This is a genomic window from Streptomyces sp. NBC_00354, from assembly GCF_036106915.1.
Classification (GTDB): Bacteria; Actinomycetota; Actinomycetes; order Streptomycetales; family Streptomycetaceae; genus Streptomyces.
Window position 1 is genome coordinate 8,360,176 of sequence record NZ_CP107983.1, and the last position, 20,115, is coordinate 8,380,290.

General features: G+C 69.5%; 25 protein-coding genes and 2 pseudogenes. 16 read left to right on the top strand and 11 right to left on the bottom strand.

Going from position 1 to position 20,115, the window contains the following annotated elements:
- The first annotated feature begins 88 nt into the window (after positions 1-88).
- Positions 89-211, top strand: a complete 123-nt coding sequence (locus tag OHT74_RS38495; protein WP_328622906.1) for a hypothetical protein — start codon at positions 89-91, stop codon at positions 209-211.
- A 213-nt stretch (positions 212-424) separates the two neighbouring features.
- Here OHT74_RS38495 and OHT74_RS38500 read toward each other — a convergent pair whose 3' ends face one another.
- Positions 425-1,084, bottom strand: a complete 660-nt coding sequence (locus OHT74_RS38500; protein WP_328622907.1) for an MSMEG_1061 family FMN-dependent PPOX-type flavoprotein — start codon at positions 1,082-1,084, stop codon at positions 425-427.
- 690 nt (positions 1,085-1,774) lie between these two features.
- Here OHT74_RS38500 and OHT74_RS38505 point away from each other — a divergent pair.
- The gene (locus OHT74_RS38505; RefSeq protein ID WP_328622908.1) at positions 1,775-2,512 is read left to right on the top strand and encodes a VOC family protein; all 738 of its coding nucleotides are present in this window, start codon (positions 1,775-1,777) and stop codon (positions 2,510-2,512) included.
- On the opposite strand, the gene OHT74_RS38510 is transcribed toward OHT74_RS38505, so the two are convergent.
- From OHT74_RS38510 to OHT74_RS38530, 4 genes are all read right to left on the bottom strand, one after another.
- Positions 2,499-3,002, bottom strand: coding sequence for a hypothetical protein (locus tag OHT74_RS38510; RefSeq protein ID WP_328622909.1), 504 nt, complete (start codon positions 3,000-3,002; stop codon positions 2,499-2,501). The two genes, OHT74_RS38505 and OHT74_RS38510, sit on opposite strands and share 14 nt — an antisense overlap.
- Before the next feature lie 86 nt (positions 3,003-3,088).
- Positions 3,089-3,619, bottom strand: a complete 531-nt coding sequence (locus OHT74_RS38515; protein WP_266671518.1) for a hypothetical protein — start codon at positions 3,617-3,619, stop codon at positions 3,089-3,091.
- Between the two features lie 252 nt (positions 3,620-3,871).
- Positions 3,872-4,051 carry a hypothetical protein gene (locus OHT74_RS38520; RefSeq protein WP_328622910.1) on the bottom strand — a complete coding sequence of 60 codons (180 nt, stop codon included), beginning with the start codon at positions 4,049-4,051 and terminating at the stop codon, positions 3,872-3,874.
- A gap of 576 nt (positions 4,052-4,627) precedes the next feature.
- Entirely contained in the window at positions 4,628-4,933 is a 306-nt protein-coding gene (locus tag OHT74_RS38530; RefSeq protein WP_328622911.1) for a hypothetical protein, read from the bottom strand.
- 401 nt (positions 4,934-5,334) lie between these two features.
- Here OHT74_RS38530 and OHT74_RS38535 point away from each other — a divergent pair.
- Together OHT74_RS38535 and OHT74_RS38540 are read left to right on the top strand one after the other, a co-directional pair.
- A pseudogene (locus tag OHT74_RS38535) lies at positions 5,335-5,643 on the top strand (VOC family protein); the annotation flags it as partial.
- A gap of 170 nt (positions 5,644-5,813) precedes the next feature.
- Positions 5,814-5,993: a hypothetical protein gene (locus OHT74_RS38540; RefSeq protein WP_328622912.1), complete on the top strand. Its 180-nt coding sequence runs from the start codon at positions 5,814-5,816 to the stop codon at positions 5,991-5,993.
- Positions 5,994-6,535: 542 nt separating this feature from the next.
- Here the strand turns inward: OHT74_RS38540 and OHT74_RS38545 are convergent.
- Positions 6,536-6,829, bottom strand: a complete 294-nt coding sequence (locus OHT74_RS38545; protein ID WP_328622913.1) for a hypothetical protein — start codon at positions 6,827-6,829, stop codon at positions 6,536-6,538.
- Between the two features lie 267 nt (positions 6,830-7,096).
- Here OHT74_RS38545 and OHT74_RS38550 point away from each other — a divergent pair, with 267 nt between their 5' ends.
- Together OHT74_RS38550 and OHT74_RS42280 are read left to right on the top strand one after the other, a co-directional pair.
- Positions 7,097-8,308, top strand: coding sequence for a hypothetical protein (locus OHT74_RS38550; RefSeq protein WP_328622914.1), 1,212 nt, complete (start codon positions 7,097-7,099; stop codon positions 8,306-8,308).
- An 88-nt stretch (positions 8,309-8,396) separates the two neighbouring features.
- A pseudogene (locus tag OHT74_RS42280) lies at positions 8,397-8,486 on the top strand (hypothetical protein); the annotation flags it as partial.
- Between the two features lie 15 nt (positions 8,487-8,501).
- Here the strand turns inward: OHT74_RS42280 and OHT74_RS38555 are convergent.
- A complete protein-coding gene (locus OHT74_RS38555; RefSeq protein WP_328622915.1) occupies positions 8,502-8,732 on the bottom strand; it encodes a hypothetical protein in 231 nt (76 codons plus the stop codon).
- 199 nt (positions 8,733-8,931) lie between these two features.
- Between OHT74_RS38555 and OHT74_RS38560 the strand changes: the two genes are divergently transcribed.
- The gene (locus OHT74_RS38560) at positions 8,932-9,984 is read left to right on the top strand and encodes a hypothetical protein (RefSeq protein WP_328622916.1); all 1,053 of its coding nucleotides are present in this window, start codon (positions 8,932-8,934) and stop codon (positions 9,982-9,984) included.
- Positions 9,985-10,121: 137 nt separating this feature from the next.
- Here the strand turns inward: OHT74_RS38560 and OHT74_RS38565 are convergent, their stop codons facing one another.
- Positions 10,122-10,289, bottom strand: coding sequence for a hypothetical protein (locus OHT74_RS38565; protein WP_328622917.1), 168 nt, complete (start codon positions 10,287-10,289; stop codon positions 10,122-10,124).
- Positions 10,290-10,549: 260 nt separating this feature from the next.
- On the opposite strand from OHT74_RS38565, the gene OHT74_RS38570 reads away from it, so the two are divergent.
- Positions 10,550-12,091: a hypothetical protein gene (locus OHT74_RS38570; protein ID WP_328622918.1), complete on the top strand. Its 1,542-nt coding sequence runs from the start codon at positions 10,550-10,552 to the stop codon at positions 12,089-12,091.
- A gap of 448 nt (positions 12,092-12,539) precedes the next feature.
- On the opposite strand, the gene OHT74_RS38580 is transcribed toward OHT74_RS38570, so the two are convergent.
- Entirely contained in the window at positions 12,540-12,719 is a 180-nt protein-coding gene (locus OHT74_RS38580) for a hypothetical protein (protein WP_266673463.1), read from the bottom strand.
- Positions 12,720-12,756: 37 nt separating this feature from the next.
- Here OHT74_RS38580 and OHT74_RS38585 point away from each other — a divergent pair, with 37 nt between their 5' ends.
- The 3 genes from OHT74_RS38585 to OHT74_RS38595 are packed head-to-tail and all read left to right on the top strand — an operon-like array spanning position 12,757 to position 14,953.
- On the top strand, positions 12,757-13,146 hold the full coding sequence (locus tag OHT74_RS38585) for a GntR family transcriptional regulator (RefSeq protein ID WP_053789090.1): 390 nt from the start codon (positions 12,757-12,759) through the stop codon (positions 13,144-13,146).
- On the top strand, positions 13,143-14,033 hold the full coding sequence (locus OHT74_RS38590; protein WP_266671546.1) for an ABC transporter ATP-binding protein: 891 nt from the start codon (positions 13,143-13,145) through the stop codon (positions 14,031-14,033). Before OHT74_RS38585 ends, OHT74_RS38590 begins: the two co-directional genes overlap by 4 nt.
- Positions 14,030-14,953: an ABC transporter permease gene (locus OHT74_RS38595; RefSeq protein WP_328622919.1), complete on the top strand. Its 924-nt coding sequence runs from the start codon at positions 14,030-14,032 to the stop codon at positions 14,951-14,953. The genes OHT74_RS38590 and OHT74_RS38595 overlap by 4 nt, the downstream gene beginning before the upstream one ends.
- Here OHT74_RS38595 and OHT74_RS38600 read toward each other — a convergent pair.
- Positions 14,914-15,213, bottom strand: a complete 300-nt coding sequence (locus OHT74_RS38600) for a hypothetical protein (RefSeq protein WP_328622920.1) — start codon at positions 15,211-15,213, stop codon at positions 14,914-14,916. The genes OHT74_RS38595 and OHT74_RS38600 overlap by 40 nt on opposite strands.
- A 296-nt stretch (positions 15,214-15,509) precedes the next feature.
- Between OHT74_RS38600 and OHT74_RS38605 the strand changes: the two genes are divergently transcribed.
- From OHT74_RS38605 to OHT74_RS38620, 4 genes are all read left to right on the top strand, one after another.
- On the top strand, positions 15,510-15,935 hold the full coding sequence (locus OHT74_RS38605; protein ID WP_328622921.1) for a contact-dependent growth inhibition system immunity protein: 426 nt from the start codon (positions 15,510-15,512) through the stop codon (positions 15,933-15,935).
- A gap of 146 nt (positions 15,936-16,081) precedes the next feature.
- Positions 16,082-16,975, top strand: a complete 894-nt coding sequence (locus OHT74_RS38610) for a nucleotidyltransferase domain-containing protein (RefSeq protein ID WP_328622922.1) — start codon at positions 16,082-16,084, stop codon at positions 16,973-16,975.
- Between the two features lie 45 nt (positions 16,976-17,020).
- Positions 17,021-17,173, top strand: a complete 153-nt coding sequence (locus OHT74_RS38615; protein WP_328622923.1) for a hypothetical protein — start codon at positions 17,021-17,023, stop codon at positions 17,171-17,173.
- 114 nt (positions 17,174-17,287) lie between these two features.
- Positions 17,288-18,610 carry a hypothetical protein gene (locus OHT74_RS38620; protein ID WP_328622924.1) on the top strand — a complete coding sequence of 441 codons (1,323 nt, stop codon included), beginning with the start codon at positions 17,288-17,290 and terminating at the stop codon, positions 18,608-18,610.
- A 73-nt stretch (positions 18,611-18,683) separates the two neighbouring features.
- On the opposite strand, the gene OHT74_RS38625 is transcribed toward OHT74_RS38620, so the two are convergent.
- Entirely contained in the window at positions 18,684-19,160 is a 477-nt protein-coding gene (locus OHT74_RS38625) for a hypothetical protein (RefSeq protein WP_328622925.1), read from the bottom strand.
- Positions 19,161-19,228: 68 nt separating this feature from the next.
- Here OHT74_RS38625 and OHT74_RS38630 point away from each other — a divergent pair, with 68 nt between their 5' ends.
- Positions 19,229-20,062 (top strand): hypothetical protein, encoded by an 834-nt coding sequence (locus tag OHT74_RS38630; RefSeq protein WP_328622926.1) that lies wholly within the window; start codon positions 19,229-19,231, stop codon positions 20,060-20,062.
- Positions 20,063-20,115 lie beyond the last annotated feature (53 nt).

Sequence of the window (20,115 nt, forward strand, 5' to 3'; positions counted from 1 at the left end):
AAGGGACTTCCTAACGCTGGCTCCCCTCCCGGATCATCTGTGGAAGGCTGGTGCGGGCTGCGGCCAGATCCCGCTCAAGTTCTTGAGCATGGCCAACGAGCGGTCGGAGCTTGATCACCTCCTGTTCGAGCTTCCTGTTTGCTTCGGTGAGCTCGGCGATCCGCTCTGCGAATCCTCGGTTACTGATGTGGTCAAGCCAGGCGAACGGTGAGAAGTGGCCCCACCCTCGAACGGGCAGCCGATCGACCCCCCGGGCCCCGGACGGCCTCTTCTGGCTGGCTGCGCTTGTGCGCCCGCCCTCGTCGGGCCGCCAGTCGAACACCTGGTGGGGCCAACGGAACCCGTTCCGATGGGGCCGCCGGAGTCCGTCGCAGATACTGAGAGGTTCGGGGGGCCGGTGGTTCAGCAATCGCTGGCCGACCCGTTACTCGTACCGGTACTTCAGCGAATCCGCCTCCGCCTGCTCGATGTCAGCGATGGTCAGCGCCGGCATCCGCAGCTGGGCCAGTGTCACCTCGGCCGAGGTCGGCTGGGCGTCCGCCGCCAGCCACTGCTCCGGCTTCCAGGCCCCGCTGCGCAGGAGCGACTTGGGGCAGTGCGGGTAGACCTCCTCAATCCCCAGCACCAGCGCACTGGCCGGCGGCTTGCCCACGGCGGTCAGCTGCGACAGCAGCTCCGGGCGGGTGGAGACGCAGGCCCGGCCGTTCACCCTGAGCGTCGTGGTGCGCCCCGGGATGACGAACAGCAGCCCGGCTCGTCCGGTGGCGATGACGTTCTGCAGGGTGTCCAGACGCTTGTTGCCGGTCGCGTCCGGTATCGCCACCGTCCGTGCGTCCAGGACGGCGACGAACCCTGGGGGGCCGCCGCGCGGGGAAACGTCGCAGTTGCCCTCGGCGTCCGCGCTGGCGACCAGGACCAGCGATGAGCAGCCAATCAACTGTCGGGTCTGATCGGTGAGTTCGTTCATCTGCTTGCGCAATGCCGCGTCCTTGGGGAGTTCGTAGGCCCGACGCAGCGCCTCCTGGTCGGGCACGGCGTCGAGGCGGAGCGAGTCGAAGGCACTGCTGGCAAGGGGTGGCGTCATGGCCCGACCCTAATGGGCCGACCTGCGATTGCTCTTGGTCGGTGAGTGCGGGGACATCGAGCAACTGGTACGGCTCCCAGATATCTTCGGTCGCCAGCAGCTGACCGAATTCAGGCAGGGCGAAGCTCCTCAGGCCCCTCCCGGGACCCCTGTGATCAAGCATGTCGAGAAGCTCACAGGTAAGCCTTCTGACCTGTGGAAACGCGCAGGTTAGTTCAGTCAACACGCCGTGCACCATCTCCTGCCCGTAGGACCAGGTGGCCCGGCCGTCGCCGTCCCAGGTCAGTGGTGCAGCGGGGTGGCCTCGTAGGTGGGCACGGCGTTCTCCTCCGGGAAACACGAAGCCCCCGGCATGGGAGGTGTCGGGGGCGGTGAGGTGTCCGTGACTGGCTCCGTTCACGTGAAGTAGCAGCGATTGGTCAGCGGTTTGGGCAACAACTGGCGATCTTGAGTGCTGCGGATGTTCACCAGAAATGACGTCACCCGACGACCGAGATCGCCTCAATGGGGCGGGATACTGGTTTTGAACCTCGGCCGATGATCCGGGCTGGTTCGCGAACCGTTGGCCGAGCTGTTCGAGGAACTCCTACAGGCTGGCCGCGGCGACGCCGAAAGGCGCGGTCAGCACCGGGTCGAGCACATGTCTGATCACGGCGGTCCGGACCGGCGACAGCTTCTAGGATCTGAGACATGGCAACAAGACTCGTACAGATTAATATGAAGGCTCAGGACGACTCCGTGCTCGGCCGGTTCTGGGCGGAGGCACTCGGTTGGGGTGTCGACAGCGAGGGACCCGGCGTTACCAACCTCGAACCCGTGGGCTTCGCCTACCCAGACCCCGTGGCCGTCTGCATCGACATCGTCGCCCGCCCGGAACCCAAAACGGTCAAGAACCGCGTGCACCTTGATCTGGCCACCACCTCGACCGCCCATCAGGCGGAGTTGGTCGCGCGCTTGAAGGATCTCGGCGCGACGCTCGCCGACGTGGGTCAGGGCGACGCCCCCTGGACGGTCATGGCCGACCCGGAGGGCAACGAGTTCTGCGTCCTGGAGCCCCGCCCGATCTACCAGGACACGGGGCCGATCGCCGCGGTGGTGGTCGACTGCACCGACCCACGAGGGATGGCCCGGTTCTGGGGCCAGGCGATGGACTGGACGCTGCACGAGGTCACCGACGACCACGCGACCATGCGATCCGCCAAAGGCGTCGGCCCCTACCTGGAGTTCCTCCGCACCCCCGACGCCAAGAGTGTGTGGAACCGCGTCCACCTCGACGTCTGCCCCTACCCCGGTGACGACCTGGAAGCAGAAGAAGCCCGACTGCGCGCCCTGGGCGCCACGGACCCTGGTATCGACCAGTCCGCAATCTCCTGGACGGTTCTGGCCGACCCGGAAGGCAACGAGTTCTGCCTCCTCACTCCTCGCTGACCTTGAGCAACGGCTCCGGCCGTTTTCGGGTTAGCGGCGAAGACCGCGTGGCGTGCGCACCCAATGCGCCGATGCGCACCACCAGCCGGCGCGGTGCACGCGCCGGATGCGGTGCACCGAACCCGCACCGGCCGGAGTGCACCCCACACCGCACTACACGGCGGTGGTGCCTGCCCACTGGGTGCGGGCCCGGTGCAGGGTGCGCATCGAGTGCCTGGCCCAGCGCGACGGCCATCAGCTGCTCCAGGATGTCGGCGACGTCCTCGTGTGGCTCGGTGAGGATCTGGACGGTGAAGCGGATGACGGCGCGGGCGATGCCCTCGGCCGCGGCGGGGCCAGCCTGCTCGTGCCAGGACCGCAGGGTGCCCAGGAAGCAGATCCCCAGCTCGAACAGCGCGAACGAGTCGTCGCACGGCACTCCCTCCGTGCCGGGGTCGGGCAGGTTGGTGACCGGGATGACGACGCGCTGAGCGATGTCCACGAGCAGCACGGGCATCCACGGCTCGGTTGCGGCGAAGTCGGCCGCGGCTTCGACGTCGTCGGCCCGGAAGACGGTGTGGGCTGTGCTGTGAGTGGTCAGCGCATGCGGACGGTGACCTCGGGGAGCGGTATGTCGGACAGGTTGAGCTGGAGCCCGGTCATGGTCAGGTAGGTCTGCGAGTCGCTCAGGGTGTTGGACGGTGCCTGGGTCTTCCCGCGCGTGCTCACCAGCAGGTACCAGCCCCCGCGCTTGTAACTGCGGGAGGCGTCGGCGCTGTCGCCGTTCGGGTTCAGCACCCAGCCCTGGCGCTCCAAGTCCGCACAGATCGCCTTCATTTCGGACTGTGCGGCGGCCATCTCCCGGACGGCCATCCAGCCCGTCCTGTTGAGGTTGGATCCGGCCGGGACCGTCGACTTGCCCTGCTCCGGGTCGAGGCCCGCCGCGCGGACCGCCGTCCGGATCACTTCGTCCACCTCGTCCCGCGTGAGGGGTGGCGACGTGGGTTCAGGCTCCGGCGCGGGCGCCGACGCGGATTCGGACGGCTTGGACAAGGGCGCGCCCAGGTGCACGCGCCCGTTGTCGTCGATCTGTACCTGGTCCGGCAGGACCACGGCAGCCAGACTCACGATCAAAGTCGCGGCCAGTCCGATCCACACCCTCTTCAAGAACGCGTTCAACGTGAAACTCCCCCCGAATGATCATTCGAGCGGAGTCTGACACATCCCGTTCGGTGCCCGGCAGCCAAACCCCCGGGAGCGGAGCCCACTACTTCGCTTTCTCGGCTAGCTAGGGCGTTTCCTACTGGACGTGGTGCTTGTCCGCCCGGACCTGGTGGCGGAAGTCAGCGCCGACAGGGCCATTTACCAGGGCGTTTTCCGTCACCCGCTCAGGTTCCAGCGGATCCGTCCGGACGTGACCGTGGAGGACGTGCCGCGGTTCGGCCGCACCACATGCAGCCCCTGCGGGGCGCCGCCTTCGCCCGCCGGGCGGAGCAGATGAAGGCACAGCAGGAGGAGTAGCAGCGGCGCCGCGCGGCCGAGCAGAAGCGGGCCGAGCACGAGGCCGCCCGCCCTGTCTGCGGCGGCTGCGGGACGAAGTTCGAGAACGCCCGACCGGAGAACCCGGCTCTCCCCAAAGCCGGACTACCGGTGGGACCCCACGCTTTACGAACCGTGCGAGGACAAGACGGTCGCGGCAGCGGACCAGGTGGCCACCGCGACCGCCGAGAAGGCCCGCGGCTGGCGCTCCCGCTTCCGCCCCGGGCAAGCCACCTGATCGCTGGGCAAGCCTCCCGCCCGGAGGGTGGGCAGCTCTCCGTAGGACACCCATCCACCCCGGCAAGATTCACGCCGACAAAGGCTACGACGACGCTCACCTGCGGTGCTGGTTACGTGGACGTGAGATCGCCCATCGCATCGCCCGCAGGGCACAGAGCGAGACAGCGTCCCGGGCAGGCCGGGCGATCCGCAACGCCGGTCCGGAGTCAAGCTCCGGGGCCGGGGCTGCGGACGGCAGAATCCAGCGCGGTGCCAGGTCCCGCCGAAGGTCTCACGTACACGCGTCCCAAGCGCACGGACCGAGATCGCCACCGGTCCGCACTCAATCGGAGGGCTGGCTGAGCGCGGAGTCGGGGGCTACTTCTTCCAGTCGACCGAGTAAGCCATGAGCGCGTACTGGCCGCACTCGCCGCCGAACGCCCACTGCCCGCGGCCGACCCACTTGCCGTAGATGACCTTGCCGTTGCCGCACTCCGTCGTGGCGCGCGCCTGGCCAGAAGTGACGGTGCAGGAGGCAGTCCACTTGTGGCTGGACGTCTGCCAGTTCTTGCAGTGGTATCCGGGGCCTGCGGCGCTTGCCATTCCCGGAAGTGCGACGACCATCCCGCCGGCGAGCGCCGCCGTGGCCACGGCGGCGCCGATGCGGCGTACTGCGTGCTTCATTTTTCTCTCCTCGATGCTGCCCGCCGAAGACGCCCGGTACGGGACACAGCGAGCCAAACTCCCCGTACCGGCGGGTAAGGCTACGAGGAGTCATGATCATTTAACAAGTTCAGGAACGGTCCAACTGCATCCCGACGCGGCCCGCACGTCGCCGAGCACCTCACCCCGGCCGGACCCGGCCATCCCTGGACGGGCGCGAAGTTCTCCTCGGCATGGGGCACCCGCGACGTCCTCGACACCACCCTCGTCCAGCCTGGCCTCGTCGCGGAGATCAGCGCCGACACCTCCATCGACCGGGGCGGCGTCTACCGGCACCCGCTCCGGTACGTGCGCCTGCGCCTGGACGCGGCCATCGACGACGTGCCCCGGTTCGGCGGAACCCGGCCGCAGCCGCAGGAATGACCGGACACGACGGCGTCCGCTGTGACATCGCGATGGTCCGGACCCCGGACGGTCACAGCCGGCTCGAGCTGGCGAAGTACCGCAGCCCCGCGGTGATCAGCGCCGGGCCGCGCAACCGGCCGCACAATACTCTGGGCACGCACCGCGTCATGTTCGCCGTCGACGACATCGAGGACACCGTCGCCCGACTGCGCCCTCACGGCGCCGAACTCGTCGGCGAGATCGCCCGGTTCGAGGACAGCCATCTGCTCTGCTACCTCCGCGGCCCGGAGGGCATCATCATCGGACTGGCCGAGCAACTGCGCTGAGAACGAGAAACGATACCGCGCAGCCGGACGCTCTCGCTCTGTCGTGGCGCGGCTCCCGTCGCGGCCCCGGTGGCCAGGGCCGCTGCGGGCTCCCGGCGACCGAGGGCAAGAGCGGCGACCCGAGGTGGCCGGCTTTCGCCCGCCGCTACGGCTTCGACCTCCGCCGCCCGGTGCAGTGGGAGGTGGAGGCGCTGGAGCCGGACGAACTCCAGCGCCTGGTGCTCGCCGCCGTCGATCCGTACATCGGCCGCGACATCCTCGCCCGCCAGGTCGCTCACAAGGAAGAACAGCGCCGCACCTTGCCCGAGTTCTTCGGTGGATGGGGCACGGTCGGCGGAGCTTCCGCCTGAGCCCTCAGTACGTGTCGAAGTCGGGTTCCCAGTCGGGGTCGGGCTCTTCGGAGTCGTTGAGTACGTGGCCCTTGATTCCAGCGAGGCCAAGTGGCGCGCTGCTCTCCGTCGTCGTCTACTCCAGCCTGGTCAACCGGGACTGGCGCGCGGGCGCTCTTGGACGTCGCCGCGGCCATCCGGGAGAGCAGGTAGGGCGATTTGGAGCAAGCTCCGCCGGTGGGACGGGGTCCTGATCGCGCTCATCATGGTTGAGCCGATCATCGTCATCGGCCTCGCCCCGGCGTTCGAGACCTGCCCTGGGCAGGGCAACGTCGTCACCGGCCTCCGCATCACCGTCATTGCCCTGGGGATCGCCGTTCACATGATCTTGAAAGTTCCGGCGGTGGGCCATGTGCTGAAGGTCGCCGTGGCCCCCGGCAGAACCGCCCGCAGCGCCGTGGGCGCCGTTGTCGGCACCGCCCCGGTCGCCCCCGGCGTACAGCGCGGCACCGGGCAGTCCGGTCCCGCTCTCCGAGGGTCCAGACGGCTGCGAAATCGGCCTATCAGCTGCGCTGCGGGCTGCCTGGAGCCGTCGTGGACGGGGCCGGTGCCAGCGCCCCGCCCGGGGTACCGGGCGCAGCCGGTGCGGTCATCGACGGTGTGGGTGCAGGAACCGTGTATTGGGGCGGGTTGGCGCCGGCGCCGGTAAAGACGAGTACTCCGATGACGACGAGCAGCACCTTGCCGGCGATGTCGATCGAGGCTCCGATCGTGGGCCAGCGGTGGTGCACGTAGCCGACGGTGAGACCAACCAGAGTCAGGATCAAAAGGATGAGAATCGGGTCATGGCCGTTCATGTGACATTCCTTCACATTGTCGGTTCCGCCGCCCTGGTGTCGGCCGAGCACCAGGACGACATCCCGCGAGGTGTCCCCGCACCTGGTCCGGGGGTGACCGGCGGATGCGGTCACGGGGAGTACTAGAACGGTGGTCGGAGGGGGTGCGCACGTGAGAGAAACTGCTGTTCTTGCCCGACCCCTCATCGGATGTGAGAACCAGTGACGGACCAGCGGTTACCTGTGCTCGGCGACGACGGCGATGCGGATGAGAGAGCTTTTCGGGCCATGAGCACCTTCAAGGACAAGGTGCGCGACCTCGTGAAGGAGACCGGTCTCTCGGGCAACGCGCTGGGCAAGAAGATCGGGCTCCCTGACGGCAAGGTGAGCCTGTGGTCCACGCCCTCCCGCAACCAGCCGAACCTGCCTCCCCTCGATTTCGTCGAGGCACTCCTGCGTGAGGCCCAGGAAAGGGGCAACGTCCAGGCCGATGCAGCTAATGCATTTGTACGGGAGTACGGCGAGCTGCTCGCGCTCTACTGTGCCCGGAAGAAGCCGCACTCCGTGCACGTGGCGATGCTGGCCGAGTACAAGTCCACGATGGTCATCCGCGAGATGACAGTCGCCATGAACGAGGTGAGAAGGCAGGAATCCGGTTTCCGGGCGGAGATGGAGACACTGCGCGAGGACCGGGATGGCGAGCGTCTGCGCCGACAGGACCTTCAGAGCCGGCTCGACGGGCTGAGCCAGGAGTACTCCCGGCTCGCCTCGGAGCGGCAGGCCGCTGTCGAGTGTCGTGACCGGGCTCAGACGGATCTGGCCGAGTCCAGGACAGCCAAGGCCCCCGTCGTTGCTCGCCAGAGTCCGGGCCTTGGAACGCAAGGGCAAACAGGCCCTGAGCAGGCCAGTTCGCATGCGAACCACCTCGCAGTACCGCCGGAGGCGGAGGAAGAAGCAGATCCAGCGCTGGTGATGGCATGGATGGTGAGACGCGCCATCGCGCGCGTCGCACCCGGAGTTGTGCTGTGCCTTGCGGGATACGGCGCCTTCGCCCTGTCCGGCGGGAACAAGGATGATGCCAAGGCAGGCCAGCCGGGAAACCAGACGACGGCGACATCGTCCACGCGGACACCACAGTCCCAAGCGCCCTCCCCGACACCGCCCGCCACCCCATCGCCCAGTCCATCCGCGTCTCCTGCGGACTCGAGGTCCGGCCGGTACGTCTCGCGCATCGCCTGGTCCGACAACGGCGGCTCAACGGTCGTGCGGGTCTACGCCGACTACACCGACACCGATCACGGACGTGGATCGGCCACAGGGCACGGCTACGACATCGGCCAGGACATCGTGGTGCTGTGCCAGGTTGCCGGGCGAGCCGTCTCGCTGGGCGCCTACCGAGGCCCGGCCGAGCGCAACGGTTTGTGGTACCGCATGTCCACCGGCGAATACATCCCCGGCATCTACGTCGACACCGGCCGGGACTCACTTCCGGCCTGCTGAATTCCTGGCATCGCTTGCCCACCAGCGAAGGGAGCGCCGAGGGCGCCCGCCCCGCCAGCCAAGAAGCCTCGCCGCCTGGCACTGAGCCCACGGCCTGATCTTCGAGCGGTTCCTGAACCCCGAGCGAGTCTCCGTGCCCGATGCCGACATCGACTTCGACGAGCGTCGGCGCGTCGAGTGATGTGGCACGGGTTCAGTGGCGCATGCGCCAGGTGCCGTAGAGGCCGGCGACGGCGCTGACGACACCGGCGAAGCCGGCTTCCCCGACGGTGAGGTAGACGGCTGCGCAGGTGCCGAGGAGGGCGATCAGCACGAGGGTGTCGTGGGCTGCGTTCCGGTTCGCTGTCGGGGGTGCGGGCGGTTCCGGGTGGGTGGGGGGCCGTACGGGGTCGGGCATCTGGGGTGTCGCGTCGTTGTGGGTCATGTCTCCAGGAGAGCGGCCTTCGGGGCGGGTTCCTAGTGATCCGTACGGGCCCGCATGGACCCGGACGTCGCTGGTCACAGCCCTGGGGAACCGGGCCGGATCTCGAACGCCGTCGGGCGTTCAGCATCGTTCGGCGGATTCCGTGTACCTACGGCGTCGGGGCCCTCTAGCGTTGCTTTCCGGACAAGGGGGTGATCCGGTGGCACAAGAAGGTCCCGGGATCGAACCGCATGACGCCACCGCCATCACTGCGTTCGAGAACGCGCTGGGGGAGTTCACGGATGAGCTGAACCGGCTTCATATCGCCAATGGCGCTCCGTCCTACGCGACGATTGCCGCTGCCTCGGTGAGGCCGAGGCTGACCAAGGCCGGTCTCAACGAGATGCTGGCCGGCACGCGGTTCACCTCGCGGGAGGCGCTGCTCGAGTTCGTCCGGGTCGTCACCACTTCCGGGGACATGGATCCGGCCGCTGCGACCGGGTGCCGGGTCGATCCCGCACTCGCGGATGCGGATGCCTGGCGCGGCCGTTGGCAGGACGTGAAGCTGCTCCAGCGCCAGGCCCAGCCTGCACGTAGACGGGTCCGCGCTACCGTGCGGCAGACCCTCGACGATGCCACCCTGGAAGCCGAAGCCCTCCGCAAGGACGCCCACGCGGAGGCCGACCGCATCCGCACGAGCGCGGAAGCCGACGCCGCACGACTGCGCGCCCAGGCCCGCAACGACGCGGACGAGCTCCTGCGCCGAGCTGGCCAGAGGGCCGCCCAAGCCCGCGGGTTGCAACCCGCAGAAGGAGAAGATCTGCACGCCCGGGCGGCCGCCGACGGCGTCGGCGGCCGGTTGCGGCGCCTGGGGAGGGGCCTTGTGCTGCGGCCGGCGTTACGTTCGCTGACCGCGGCGACCGTGGTGGCGGGTCTGGCGCTGGCCGTGATCTTGGCGGGGGACTCCCTGACCGGGACGTCCGGCGGGTGCCGTCAGATCCAGGCTGGCGATCAGCTCGTTCCCCGAGCTGGCTTCGAAACTGAGGGAGCCGTGCAGTCGGCGGCGTTCGCCTGGGTGCCGGGTTCCTTCATCCCGGGCCCGGTCAGGCCCATCCAGGGCTTTCCCTCCTCCATCCCGTCGGCGCGGGCCTCTCCCGAACCCGGTACCTCTCTGACACCGAGCCCTGTGCCCACTCCGAGCTCCTCGCCGACGCCGACGCCGACGGCGCCCCGCAAGCCCGACCCCTGTGCCCCGCAGGCCCGTGCCCGCTAGCGCTGGCGAGGACAGTGCCGGGGCGTAAGGGTCCGGGCTGTGGAGGGCCGGTGCCGGCCGTAGCGGGTGCTGCTCACGGCCCGGTCGCCCTTGTACGGCGTGTTCGCGTGGGGCGGCGTGGCCGCGCCCTTGGGGTGCTATTCGCGGTTGTGGCCGGCGGCGGTGATGACGGCGATGAGGACGAGGAGGCTGACGGCGAGGGTGATGACCTGCTGGGCGTCCCAGCCTTGTTGGAGGGCGAGGACGACGATGGCGACGACGACGTAGGGCCAGCTGCGGCGCGGGGGCGTGCTGGGAGCAGTCATGACGAGTCTCCGGTTTCTGGGATTGGGTGGAGACTCAGCGTCGCGAGTAACGACAATGTTCGCTTCGGCTGATCAGCGTTTACGCAGGTCGGAGGCCGGAAGAACGGGACAGCCGGGGGTTGTCCCGCAGGACAGAGGCTTTTTCGGGAGGCGCGATGGCCGGGCGGCCGTATGGGGAGCCGCGAGGGCGGACGGAAGAAGCCGACGCGCTGGCTGCGTGGCTGAGGGGCGTTACGAAGGAGAGCACGTTACGGGAGCTGGTGGAGAGGCTGAAGACGGCGAAGTTCCCGTACAGCAGGTCCTCGTGCGGCGAGGTCCTGCGCGGTAGCCGGCTCCCGCCCGACGAGTTCGTCGAGACGGTGGTGCGTCTCTACGTCACGATGGAGCCGGACGAACGGCTCCGGGACGGCCTGCAGCTTCTGGAAGCGGCCAGGCAGGCCGATCAGGCCCGGGGAGACGGGGCGCTTCCATCCGCCGCGCCGCGCGGTGCGCGGCTGGGTCCGGTGGCGCAGGCGTACAAGGACCTAGCCGCCGCCCAGCAGAAGAACGCCGAAGCCTGGCAGAAGCTCCACGAGTCCGAGCTCCAGCGCCAGGCCCTGGAGAAGACGGTGTCCTTGCTGGGGGCGAGGTGCACCACGCTGGAGGTCCAGCTGGAGCGGGCTGAGGAGGGCCGCGCCGAGCTGGAGCTGGAGCTGGAGCAGCTGCGGGGGTTCCGGGACCGGGCGGGCGGGCAGTTGGAGCACGCTCGCCGCCTGGAGGAGAAGGCCTTCACGGTCCATACAGCGGCTGCGAATCAGGTGATCCGCGACGAAGCGGTGTTGCGCGACCTTGGCAGGGATGCGCCGGGGGCTGGGCTGGCCGTGTTCACCGAGGACCAGATCCTGCCTCGGCTGGAGGAGATCGAGCAGTTCCTGGAAGTGGTCGAGGAGCGGCTGGAGGCCCAGGATGCGGAGCTTGACGAGCTTGGAGAGGGCGTCGGCCTCGCCCACCCGCCCAGTGCCGGCACCGTGGCGGCCGGGCCGCCGGTTGTCCCGGGACAACTGACGGACGAGCGCGGCCAGGCAGCTGATCCGGGTGTCCCGGGACAACGACAGGACAGCCAGGACAACGCTGTGAACAGCGAGAACGACGGCACCGAGCAGAGGGACAACCAAGGACTCCTGGACTTGCTGGAGACCGCGCAGACCCCGGTGGACCTGGCGCGCTCGTTCAAGCACTTGGACGAGCGCGACGGCAGCTTGATCTGGTTAACGGAGGACGAGCTGGCCGCCAAGGCCTTCGGCGACGCGCCGGACACCGCCCAGCGGTGGGCGGCGCAGGTGCTGCGCATGGGCAGGGGCATGCCCATGACCTGGGAGCACCTCGCCGCCTTGGTCACAGCCCTGGACGCCACCCCTGAGGAAGTCAACGCCTTCGAGCGTGCGTACGACCATGTGGGGAAGGCCCACTCTCTTCCCACGTACCAAGTGCCTCCCCCAAGCGCCGCGATCCCCCCGAAGGACGCGCCCCCCGCGGCCGGCCCCGAGATGCCTCCGGAGTCCACGGAGGCCGGCTTCGACGGGCTGGCGCTGCTGGCCGTGGGCATCATCGTGGTCAGCATCGTGCTCATCGTCATCGGGCAGTTCCAGCGCGCCCCCGAGACGGCCACCGGCCTGACGGCCGCCGGATGGTGGTTCACCAGCAGCGGCCTCTTCCTGCTCGGGACCCTCCTCATCTCCCTGAGCGTGCGCTACGCAGGGACCCCTCCCGTCGCCCCGGGAGATACGGACGACCAGACGTACGGCTACCCCCCGATGGGGTGAGCGGCCCAGGGCCCGGGCGGATCGTCGGCCGCCTGCGCTCCGGCCCGTGAGCGCCCGGCGGGTGGGCGACCACCCTCAGCGGATAACGAACGTGACGGGCTCAGAGACGGCGGCGCCCTGCAGCTACACCGTGAAGGAGGCCTTGGCCCTCCCGGCGAAGTGGCGGGGGAAGCGGCGGAGCACCGTCGCACGGCGGGGGAGCGGGCCGAGGCGGACGCGGAGCGCTTGCGCGCGGAGAAGGAGACCAGCTGACGCCGCACGCGGCGGCCTCCCGCTGGGTCAGCGGTCCATTGACCCCGAGTACGTCAACACCGTTGGGACGTGGCTCGGCATCCTCGTCCCCACGTCCGTGTCGTCCGTGGTGAGGACGAGCCCCTTGTCGCGCTCGGCCCGCCGACGATCTCGGCGGTGGCCGCGCCCCCGTCCATGACCGGCGTCCGAAGGTCGATCAGAGCCACGTCGGGGCGCCGACGGCCGCGACCTCGGGGAGCCCGGCCATCCGGTCGCCGACCTCGCGGGCGGTGGTGCTCGCGCCGACAGGCTCGACGGGTTGAACCCGCGTCCACCGACCGGTGGACGCGGCCGGGCCGAGCGGGACGAGTTGACAGGCGACCCACCCTTGCACCACCCTTTCACTACTTACCTAGTGAAAGGGTGGTGTTGGCGTGCTGGAATACCGCATCGACCGGCGTAGCGGCATCGCCACGTACCTGCAAATCGTCCAGCAGACCAAACAGGCCCTGCGCCTGGGCCTGTTGGAGCCCGGCGACAAACTGCCGACCGCACGCGAGGTCGTGGAGGCCACCGCCATCAATCCGAACACCGTCCTCAAGGCCTATCGCGAGCTGGAACGCGAAGGGCTCGTCGAGGCGAAGCGGGGCCTGGGCACCTTCATCCGGAAGTCGCTGGGCAGCGCCCCGGCCGACTCCCCGCTGCGCGACGAACTCGCCGACTGGGCACGGCGGGCCCGGGACGCCGGGCTGGAACGGGACGACGTGGCCGCGCTCTTCACATCCGTACTGGAACGACACTTCAAGGGAGACGGCGACGCATGACGCAAACCGTGATAGAGGCGGAAGGCCTCGGCCTGCGCTACGGACGCCGGGGAGGCTGGGCGCTGCGCGACTGCTCCTTCCGGCTGCCCGAAGGCCGGGTGTGTGCCCTCGTCGGCCCCAACGGTGCCGGAAAATCGACCCTGCTGATGCTCGCGGCCGGGCTCGTGCTCCCCACGGAGGGCACCCTGCGCACGGCGGCGTCGCGCGAGACGTTGGCCTACGTGGGCCAGGACAAGGCCCTCTACCCGCAGCTCACCATCGGCGAGACCCTGCGCATGGGCCAGGAGCTCAACCCCGGCCGCTGGGACGCCGAGGCGGCGCAGCGGATCGTCGACGCCGGGGCACTCGACCCGCACGCGAAGGTCCGTACGCTCTCCGGCGGCCAGCGCACCCGCGTCGCCCTGGCCCTGGCCCTCGGCAAGCGCCCCGTCGTGCTCCTTCTCGACGAGCCGATGGCCGATCTCGACCCGCTCGCCCGGCACCAGCTCATGGGCACGCTGATGGCCGACGCCGCCGAGAACGGCACCTCGGTGGTGATGTCCTCGCACATCCTCACCGAGCTGGAGGGCGCCTGCGACCACCTCCTCCTCGCCGACGGCGGCCGGATCCGCCTCTCCGGCCCCATCGACGAGGTCAGTGCGGCCCACCGGCTGCTCACCGGCCCCGTCACCGCCTCCGCCGAACTCGCCGCGCACACCGTCGTCGAGTCCCGTACGACGGGCCGCCAGCTCACCGCACTCGTGCGGCTGCGGGGCCCCGTCGACAGCGGGACCTGGCAGACGACGCATCCCTCCCTGGAGGAGCTCTTGCTCGCCCACCTGCGTTCCCCCGACGCTCCGCCGTTCGACGCCGAGGGCTCCCCGGCCACCGCGGAGGTGCGGGCATGAGCGCGCTCACCCTGAAGGGCCCGTACTGGGTCACCGTCCACCAGCACCGGCTCGCACTGTGGACCGTGCCCGCCCTCGCGGTTGCCGGCCTCGCCGCGGTGCTCGCCCTGCGCGCGTGGGCCTCCGACCCCCACGACGGCGCTCTGTACTCGAACCACGCCTACAGCGCCCTGCGCCTGTTCATGGAGTTCGCAGGCAAGTGCCTGGTGTTCCTGCCGCTGCTGGTCGGGGCCTTCGTGGCCGGCCCGATGACCGCCCGGGAGCTGGAGAGCGGCACCTGGCGGCTCGCCCTCACCCAGTCGTTCACCCCGAAGGCCTGGCTCGGTGCGAAGGTCCTCGTGGCCGCGACGGCGGTGGCGCTCGGCTCGGCTGCGCTGGTCGGCGTCTACCGCCTCGGCTGGGCCCGGGTGTCCATGACCTACCAGTTCCACTGGGCCGACCGCGGAGCGTACGAGGCCACCGGCCCCGTCCTCGTCGGATACTGCCTGCTCGGCGTGGCCCTCGGAGTCCTCGTCGGCCAGCTGGTACGGCGTACCCTCGCCGCCATGGCGGTCACCGGTCTCCTCACCGGCCTGACCCTGCTGGCCCTGGGCGCCCTGCGGTGGTCGTTCCTCCCCACGGAGACCGGCACCGCGCCCTACCCCGGAAGTCCCGTGCACCTGATGCCGAACTCCGCCTTGCTGATGGACACGGGATACCTCACCGCCTCGGGCGAGCGCCTGCCCTATGACGCCTGTTTCCGGCGGGCCCAGAGCGGCGGCGACTGCCCGGCGGACATGAACATCATCGCCCGGTACACGGATTTCCACCCGGCCTCGCACTACTGGCCGACGCAGCTCATCGAGACCTCCATCGTCCTGGCCCTGGCCGCCGCTGCCCTCTACGCCGCCTTCCGGCTCGTACGGGTCCGCCGCGGCTGACCACCCACCGGCACCGCGGACACGGCGCGAGGCCGGCACCCTCTCCGGGTGCCGGCCTCGCGCCGTGGAACAGTGTCGTCGCGGAAGCCTCCGGCCAGGGTGAGCACGGTGATGTCGGGGAGCAGGACCCGGGCGTGCGCGAGGGCGATGTCGGGCGTGCGGGCGTGGGAGATGACCTGGAAGTGGGGGTTGCGCTGGATCCGCGACCTCAGCCGCTCCAGTTCCTCGCCTTCCGGTACGCCGACCACCAGGACTGTCATCACAGTCCCTCATTCTTGTCCCTGCCGTCGACGTTCACCGCAGTCCTCGCCTGGGGGGGAGCTCGACTACCGCCCCTTCCACCGGCCTTGCACGGCCTCGGGCTGACGTGGTGGCGGCTCGGCGAGGGTGCGAAGGCGGCGATGGTCTTCGGTGACAGCCTGTGACCAGCCCAGACGACAATCAGGGCATCAGCTGCCTGATCGGGCAGGCCAAGACGGGCGTGCCGTGGCACCAGGCCGAACTGGCCCGGTGACCTGAGTCGGAGACTCTCTGCCTGTTCTGGCGAGAATGAACCATGGACCATCTCTTGCACCTCGACCGCCCGCTCGATGAGCTGGACCCGCCCCGCTGGGCGCCTCCTGTCTCTGACGCGACCCATTTGGTCCGCAAGGTCCATGAGTTGCGGCGTGTTCCGCTGGGCGAACTCGGGCCGGCGGATCTGCGGACCCTCATCTCACAGCAGGTGGCGCTGTCGTACGTGCTTCCGCTCGCAGTGCGCTTGCTGCTTGAGGAGCCGCTGCTCGACGCCTACTTCTACGAGGGCGACCTCCTGCTTGCCACCGTCAACGTCCCCGCTTCGGCCTGGTCCCTGTTGCCCGACCTCGCCGCGCAGCTGTGTGCCGTGATCAGGGCATTGCCGGAGGCAGCCCTCACAGGCCTGCCCCGCGGCGCCGCCGAGGAACTCGCCCGATTCGTCGCGCGTGCCGAATCAATTCGCTGATGAAGGCGCAGGTGAAGGATGACCCGACTCCGCTCCAGGGCGCGCGATGGTCCACCACTGTGCACCTGCATCCACGTACACGGGCGGACACGACGGTCTCTCTTGGTCGCTAGGCCGGCACCCGGCGTGAACGAGGGAGGCCTGACATGAAGCGAGCCCGAGCCGTTGGACTGGTCGAAGCGATGCTTCAGCGCCTCGACAGCGACCAGGAATGGCCGCTCCCGTTGGTGCGGCAGATGTGGCTGTTCGGGAGCTTCACGCGGGGCGCCACCGAGCCCCACGATGTCGACGTCGCCATCCGATTCGACCGCGACGAACGGATGACGCAGGCCGTCGTCCACGCCGTGTTTTCCGGGGGCAACCCGTACGCGCCGCTGCGCCGTGCCCTCGCCGGGTCTTCCCGCGGGCTGCAATTCCAGTTCGAGAACTCCGCGCGGGAACAACTGGAGGCGGAGGGCGCGTCCATGCTTGCGCTGTGGGAGCGGGGCGGCACCCTTGCCCAGGCCCTCGGTGTGCTCCACGCGGTCGCCGAGGACCCGGACGCGGACCGGGCCGAGCGCCACGACATGATCGACGCGTTCGAAGGCTTCGAACGCTACATCCCCCGCCAGGTGAGGGCGGAACTGATCGGGTGGCAGCAGCAAGGAGCCGTCATCATCTCCCGCATCGAACTGCCCGACCCGCCCGACGACACCGACCTGCTCACGACCCCGGACATGCGCTTCGCCTTTCGCCGGTGGCGCGATGACAGCCCGCTGCGCCGCGCGGCACTGGCCGGCCTGGCCCGCATGAAGGAATTCGAGGCCGAACTTGACGACGTTGAGCTGGCCGGTCAGCGGCTGCCCACGGTGCGGCGCCGCGCGGGACACCGGAGCGAACCTCGCTGGTGGATCAACTGGAAGTGGCAGGGCTACCAGAGCATCCCGTACTGCCTCGCCGACGGAGACGGCTGGCTGGAAGTGGTCCAGCCCACACGGACGCGCCCCCTGAACGCGCTGCTGATGCAGCCCGGGCCCAAGGCGGCAGCCTTCCGGAGCTGACCGTCCGGGCCAGCGGCATACGACTTGGAGGCTTCCGGTGAAGCGATGCTGCCTGCGGCGGCCCGGGACGTCGCTTTCGCCATGTCGCCCGCCGCTCGTGCCGCGAGCACGTCAATGGAGCCGGACGAACTCGGTACGGCTCTTGGGATCACTGGTGACCAGGCCCAGGAGCTCCTGGACCGCTACCGGCGGCTGTAGTAGTGCTTCCTGGTGTGGGTGGGGCGCGGTGGATGCCTGGTCGGGTGGGTGTCGGGGGAGGCTGGGAGGACGGGGGCGTGGGTCGTGTCAGTGGCCGGGGGCATGATGGTGATCATGGTTTCGATCCTGCCCCTGACCCTGCCCGCGTCCGTCGTCGACGGGCACCGTGTCGACCTGACCGCCCGGCCCTCCGACGGGTGGGGGTTCAGGGCACACGACGCTGTCGCGAACGCGGCCGGTGAGACGTACGTGCTGTGCGCGGCGGTCCGCTACCGGCCGCAGGACGTCGCCTCCCACGACCCCTTCCGGCAGAACTTCACGTACCACCTGATCATCCGGTACGACGTCGATGGGACGCCCACCGCCACGGCCCTGCTCGGCGGTCCGACGCCCGGCAACGTCCCGACGGGGCTCACCGAGGGCTCGGACTTCGACCTGGCCGTCCTCCCGGACGGGACGGTGGCGGTCAGCTCCAAGCCGGGGAACACCCACCTCTTCTCGGCCAGTCTGGACTGCCTCGTGGAGTCCTGGCGCTCGCCATGGGGATGGGCGGGGGAAACGGAGCGCACGGGTGATCCGTTCGCCGTCTCGGTGGACGTCACGCCCTCCGGCCGGCTGCTGTGCGCGACGGCCGAGTACGGGGTGTCCAACCGGGCCGGGAGGGTCACCAACCTGGTCTCGCTCTCCGAGCCCGGCAGCACGCTCGGCCCCGGCGCCAAGGCCACCCTGCGGGCCATCGCAACGCACGACGCGCGCACCGACCGGCAGACCGCGGCCGACCGGAATCCGCACGTCGTCTTCGACGGTGCCCCCGTCGGCGGCGCGAACCGGCCCTCCCCCTCGCTGACCGAGATGGTCTCCACGGACGACCGCGCCCGCTACGACTACGCGGACTGCCGGATGGGCCGCCCGGCGGCGATGGGCGACGACCTGTTCGTCGTCCCCGTCTTCGGCCGGACGTACCGGTCGGGCAGCCGCGGGCAGGTGTTCTCGTTCCTGCTGCTCGACGGGCAGGGCGCGGCGCGGGGGAAGCTGGAGGGGATGCACCGCTACGAGGACAGTCCGTTCACCGGGCTCTGCTACACCGTGGCGGGCGACGCGTACCGGGCGCGGGCCTTCCACCTCAACCGCTACGGCCTGTACGCGTGGGACGCCGAGGGGCGGATGCGGGCCCGGATCCCCACCGGGGACGCGCCCTTCAAGGCGCTCACCCACTTCGCCCTGATGGACTGCACCCCCGCCGGCGAGCTGCTGCTGGTCCACCACAAGCAGCACCTGCTGCTGCGCGTGCCGGTGCCGGAGGACCTCGGCGACCTGGAGGACGCGGTGCGGGCCGCCCTGAAGGGCTACGGTCCTGCGCGCAACGCGCTCAAGCGGCAGTACGCCCCGGTTAACTGGCACTGGGTGGCGGGGGCGGCGCCGGTGCACCGCTTCTGAGGCGCGCGGGGCTCGGGCAAGAGGGGCGTTTTTTCGGTCCGTTGGGGGGGCCCGAGGTTGCTCGCTGCATCTCTCAGGTCGGCCAGTTGACCTGCTCGCTCTTGACCTGAAGTGCATCCGGAGCCTCGTCTTCATAGAACCTGAAGGATCCGATCCCGACTGAGCCATCCCCGAGTTGGTGCGTTTCGTGAGCCCTTGCGGCCAGCCAGCAGAGCAGCTCGCCGACCTTCTCGAACTCGTCGGGGTGGATCTCCTGGCGGGACGTCAGCGACCAGCCCTTCCACGGCAGGTCCGCGCGACGGGTCAGTGCCGAGCAGAGCACACCACCCACCCGCCAGGCTGTGCCGTCCCCGGCCAGCAGCGGATAGGGGTCGTCCTCAATCTCCGGGACCCCAGAGTCGTCCACCACTACGACCGGGAACTCGGTGACGATGGACAGGCGCTCAGGTTGGGGCCCGGTCCCCAGATGCCAGCTCAGCTCGGCGAGCTCCTGCTCGGATATCTCGTCCCTCAAATCGACGGCAATCATCAACTCATAGATGTCACTCACCCAGTGAACCCTACGACCGGCGCACCCTGGGTCGGCTCCGGCATGCGGGGCTGACGTAGCGTTCGGGCATGAGCATGTCGCAGCCCCCTGGCCCTTACGGGTCTTCGCAGCCCCCGAATCCGTACGGTGGACAGCTGCACGCCCCGCAGTCCTCACCCCACCCGTACCAGCAGCAGTACCCGGGTCACCCCTACCCGCCGCAGCCGTATCCCGGTCAGGGTGTGTGGGGCCAGCCCCCGACGGGCTCGCCGCGCAAGAAGCGGACGGGCATGGTGATCGGGATCGTCGCGGGCTCGTTTGTGGTGCTCGGCGTCCTCGGATTCGGCGTGAGGCTGCTGGCGGGGGCCGGATCCTTGGCGAGCGGATCCGGCTTCCCCGAGGCCCGGTACCGGCTCACTGTTCCCAAGACCATGCTGGACGGCAAGTACGAGCTGGTCCAGGACCTGTCGGACACCGAGGGAAAGAAAGCCCTGAAGGGCAGCTACGACTCGAAGATCCGCAATCCGAAGCCGGTCGTCGGCCAGTACAACTCCAACTCCCCGAAGGGACAGGGTGCCCTGGTCTTCTCCGGGATGTACGGCCAGTTCAAGGACCCCGAAGGCGCCCGCAGGAAGATGCTGGGCGGCGCGGCGGACGCCGAAGGCGCGACCCTGGCGGTCCCCGCCCGGGAGATCACGCCCCCTGGTTCCGGCATCACCCTGTCCTGCCAGGTGCTGACGATGAGGCAGGGCGGTGCCGAGAGCACCCTGCCGATGTGCGCATGGGCGGATGAGAACACCGGTGCCTCGGTCGGCGTGGTCACCCCGGAGATCGTGGGGCAGAAGCCCGGGTCCGTTGACCTGGTCAAGGTCGCCGAGACCACCTTGAAGGTGCGAGCCGAGTCCCGGCAGCCGATCGGCTGACCGCCGCCGCTTCCCCTCGCACTGGGCCGGGTATGTGCGGCCCCTGTCGGCCG

Coding starts and splice junctions, on each gene's coding strand:
- OHT74_RS38495 (WP_328622906.1), top strand. CDS start 89: ATGGCCAACGAGCGGTCGGAGCTTGATCACCTCCTGTTCGAGCTTCCT.
- OHT74_RS38500 (WP_328622907.1), bottom strand. CDS start 1,084: ATGACGCCACCCCTTGCCAGCAGTGCCTTCGACTCGCTCCGCCTCGAC.
- OHT74_RS38505 (WP_328622908.1), top strand. CDS start 1,775: ATGGCAACAAGACTCGTACAGATTAATATGAAGGCTCAGGACGACTCC.
- OHT74_RS38530 (WP_328622911.1), bottom strand. CDS start 4,933: ATGAAGCACGCAGTACGCCGCATCGGCGCCGCCGTGGCCACGGCGGCG.
- OHT74_RS38545 (WP_328622913.1), bottom strand. CDS start 6,829: ATGAACGGCCATGACCCGATTCTCATCCTTTTGATCCTGACTCTGGTT.
- OHT74_RS38550 (WP_328622914.1), top strand. CDS start 7,097: ATGAGCACCTTCAAGGACAAGGTGCGCGACCTCGTGAAGGAGACCGGT.
- OHT74_RS38555 (WP_328622915.1), bottom strand. CDS start 8,732: ATGACCCACAACGACGCGACACCCCAGATGCCCGACCCCGTACGGCCC.
- OHT74_RS38565 (WP_328622917.1), bottom strand. CDS start 10,289: ATGACTGCTCCCAGCACGCCCCCGCGCCGCAGCTGGCCCTACGTCGTC.
- OHT74_RS38590 (WP_266671546.1), top strand. CDS start 13,143: ATGACGCAAACCGTGATAGAGGCGGAAGGCCTCGGCCTGCGCTACGGA.
- OHT74_RS38595 (WP_328622919.1), top strand. CDS start 14,030: ATGAGCGCGCTCACCCTGAAGGGCCCGTACTGGGTCACCGTCCACCAG.
- OHT74_RS38600 (WP_328622920.1), bottom strand. CDS start 15,213: ATGACAGTCCTGGTGGTCGGCGTACCGGAAGGCGAGGAACTGGAGCGG.
- OHT74_RS38605 (WP_328622921.1), top strand. CDS start 15,510: ATGGACCATCTCTTGCACCTCGACCGCCCGCTCGATGAGCTGGACCCG.
- OHT74_RS38610 (WP_328622922.1), top strand. CDS start 16,082: ATGAAGCGAGCCCGAGCCGTTGGACTGGTCGAAGCGATGCTTCAGCGC.
- OHT74_RS38615 (WP_328622923.1), top strand. CDS start 17,021: ATGCTGCCTGCGGCGGCCCGGGACGTCGCTTTCGCCATGTCGCCCGCC.
- OHT74_RS38620 (WP_328622924.1), top strand. CDS start 17,288: ATGGTTTCGATCCTGCCCCTGACCCTGCCCGCGTCCGTCGTCGACGGG.
- OHT74_RS38630 (WP_328622926.1), top strand. CDS start 19,229: ATGAGCATGTCGCAGCCCCCTGGCCCTTACGGGTCTTCGCAGCCCCCG.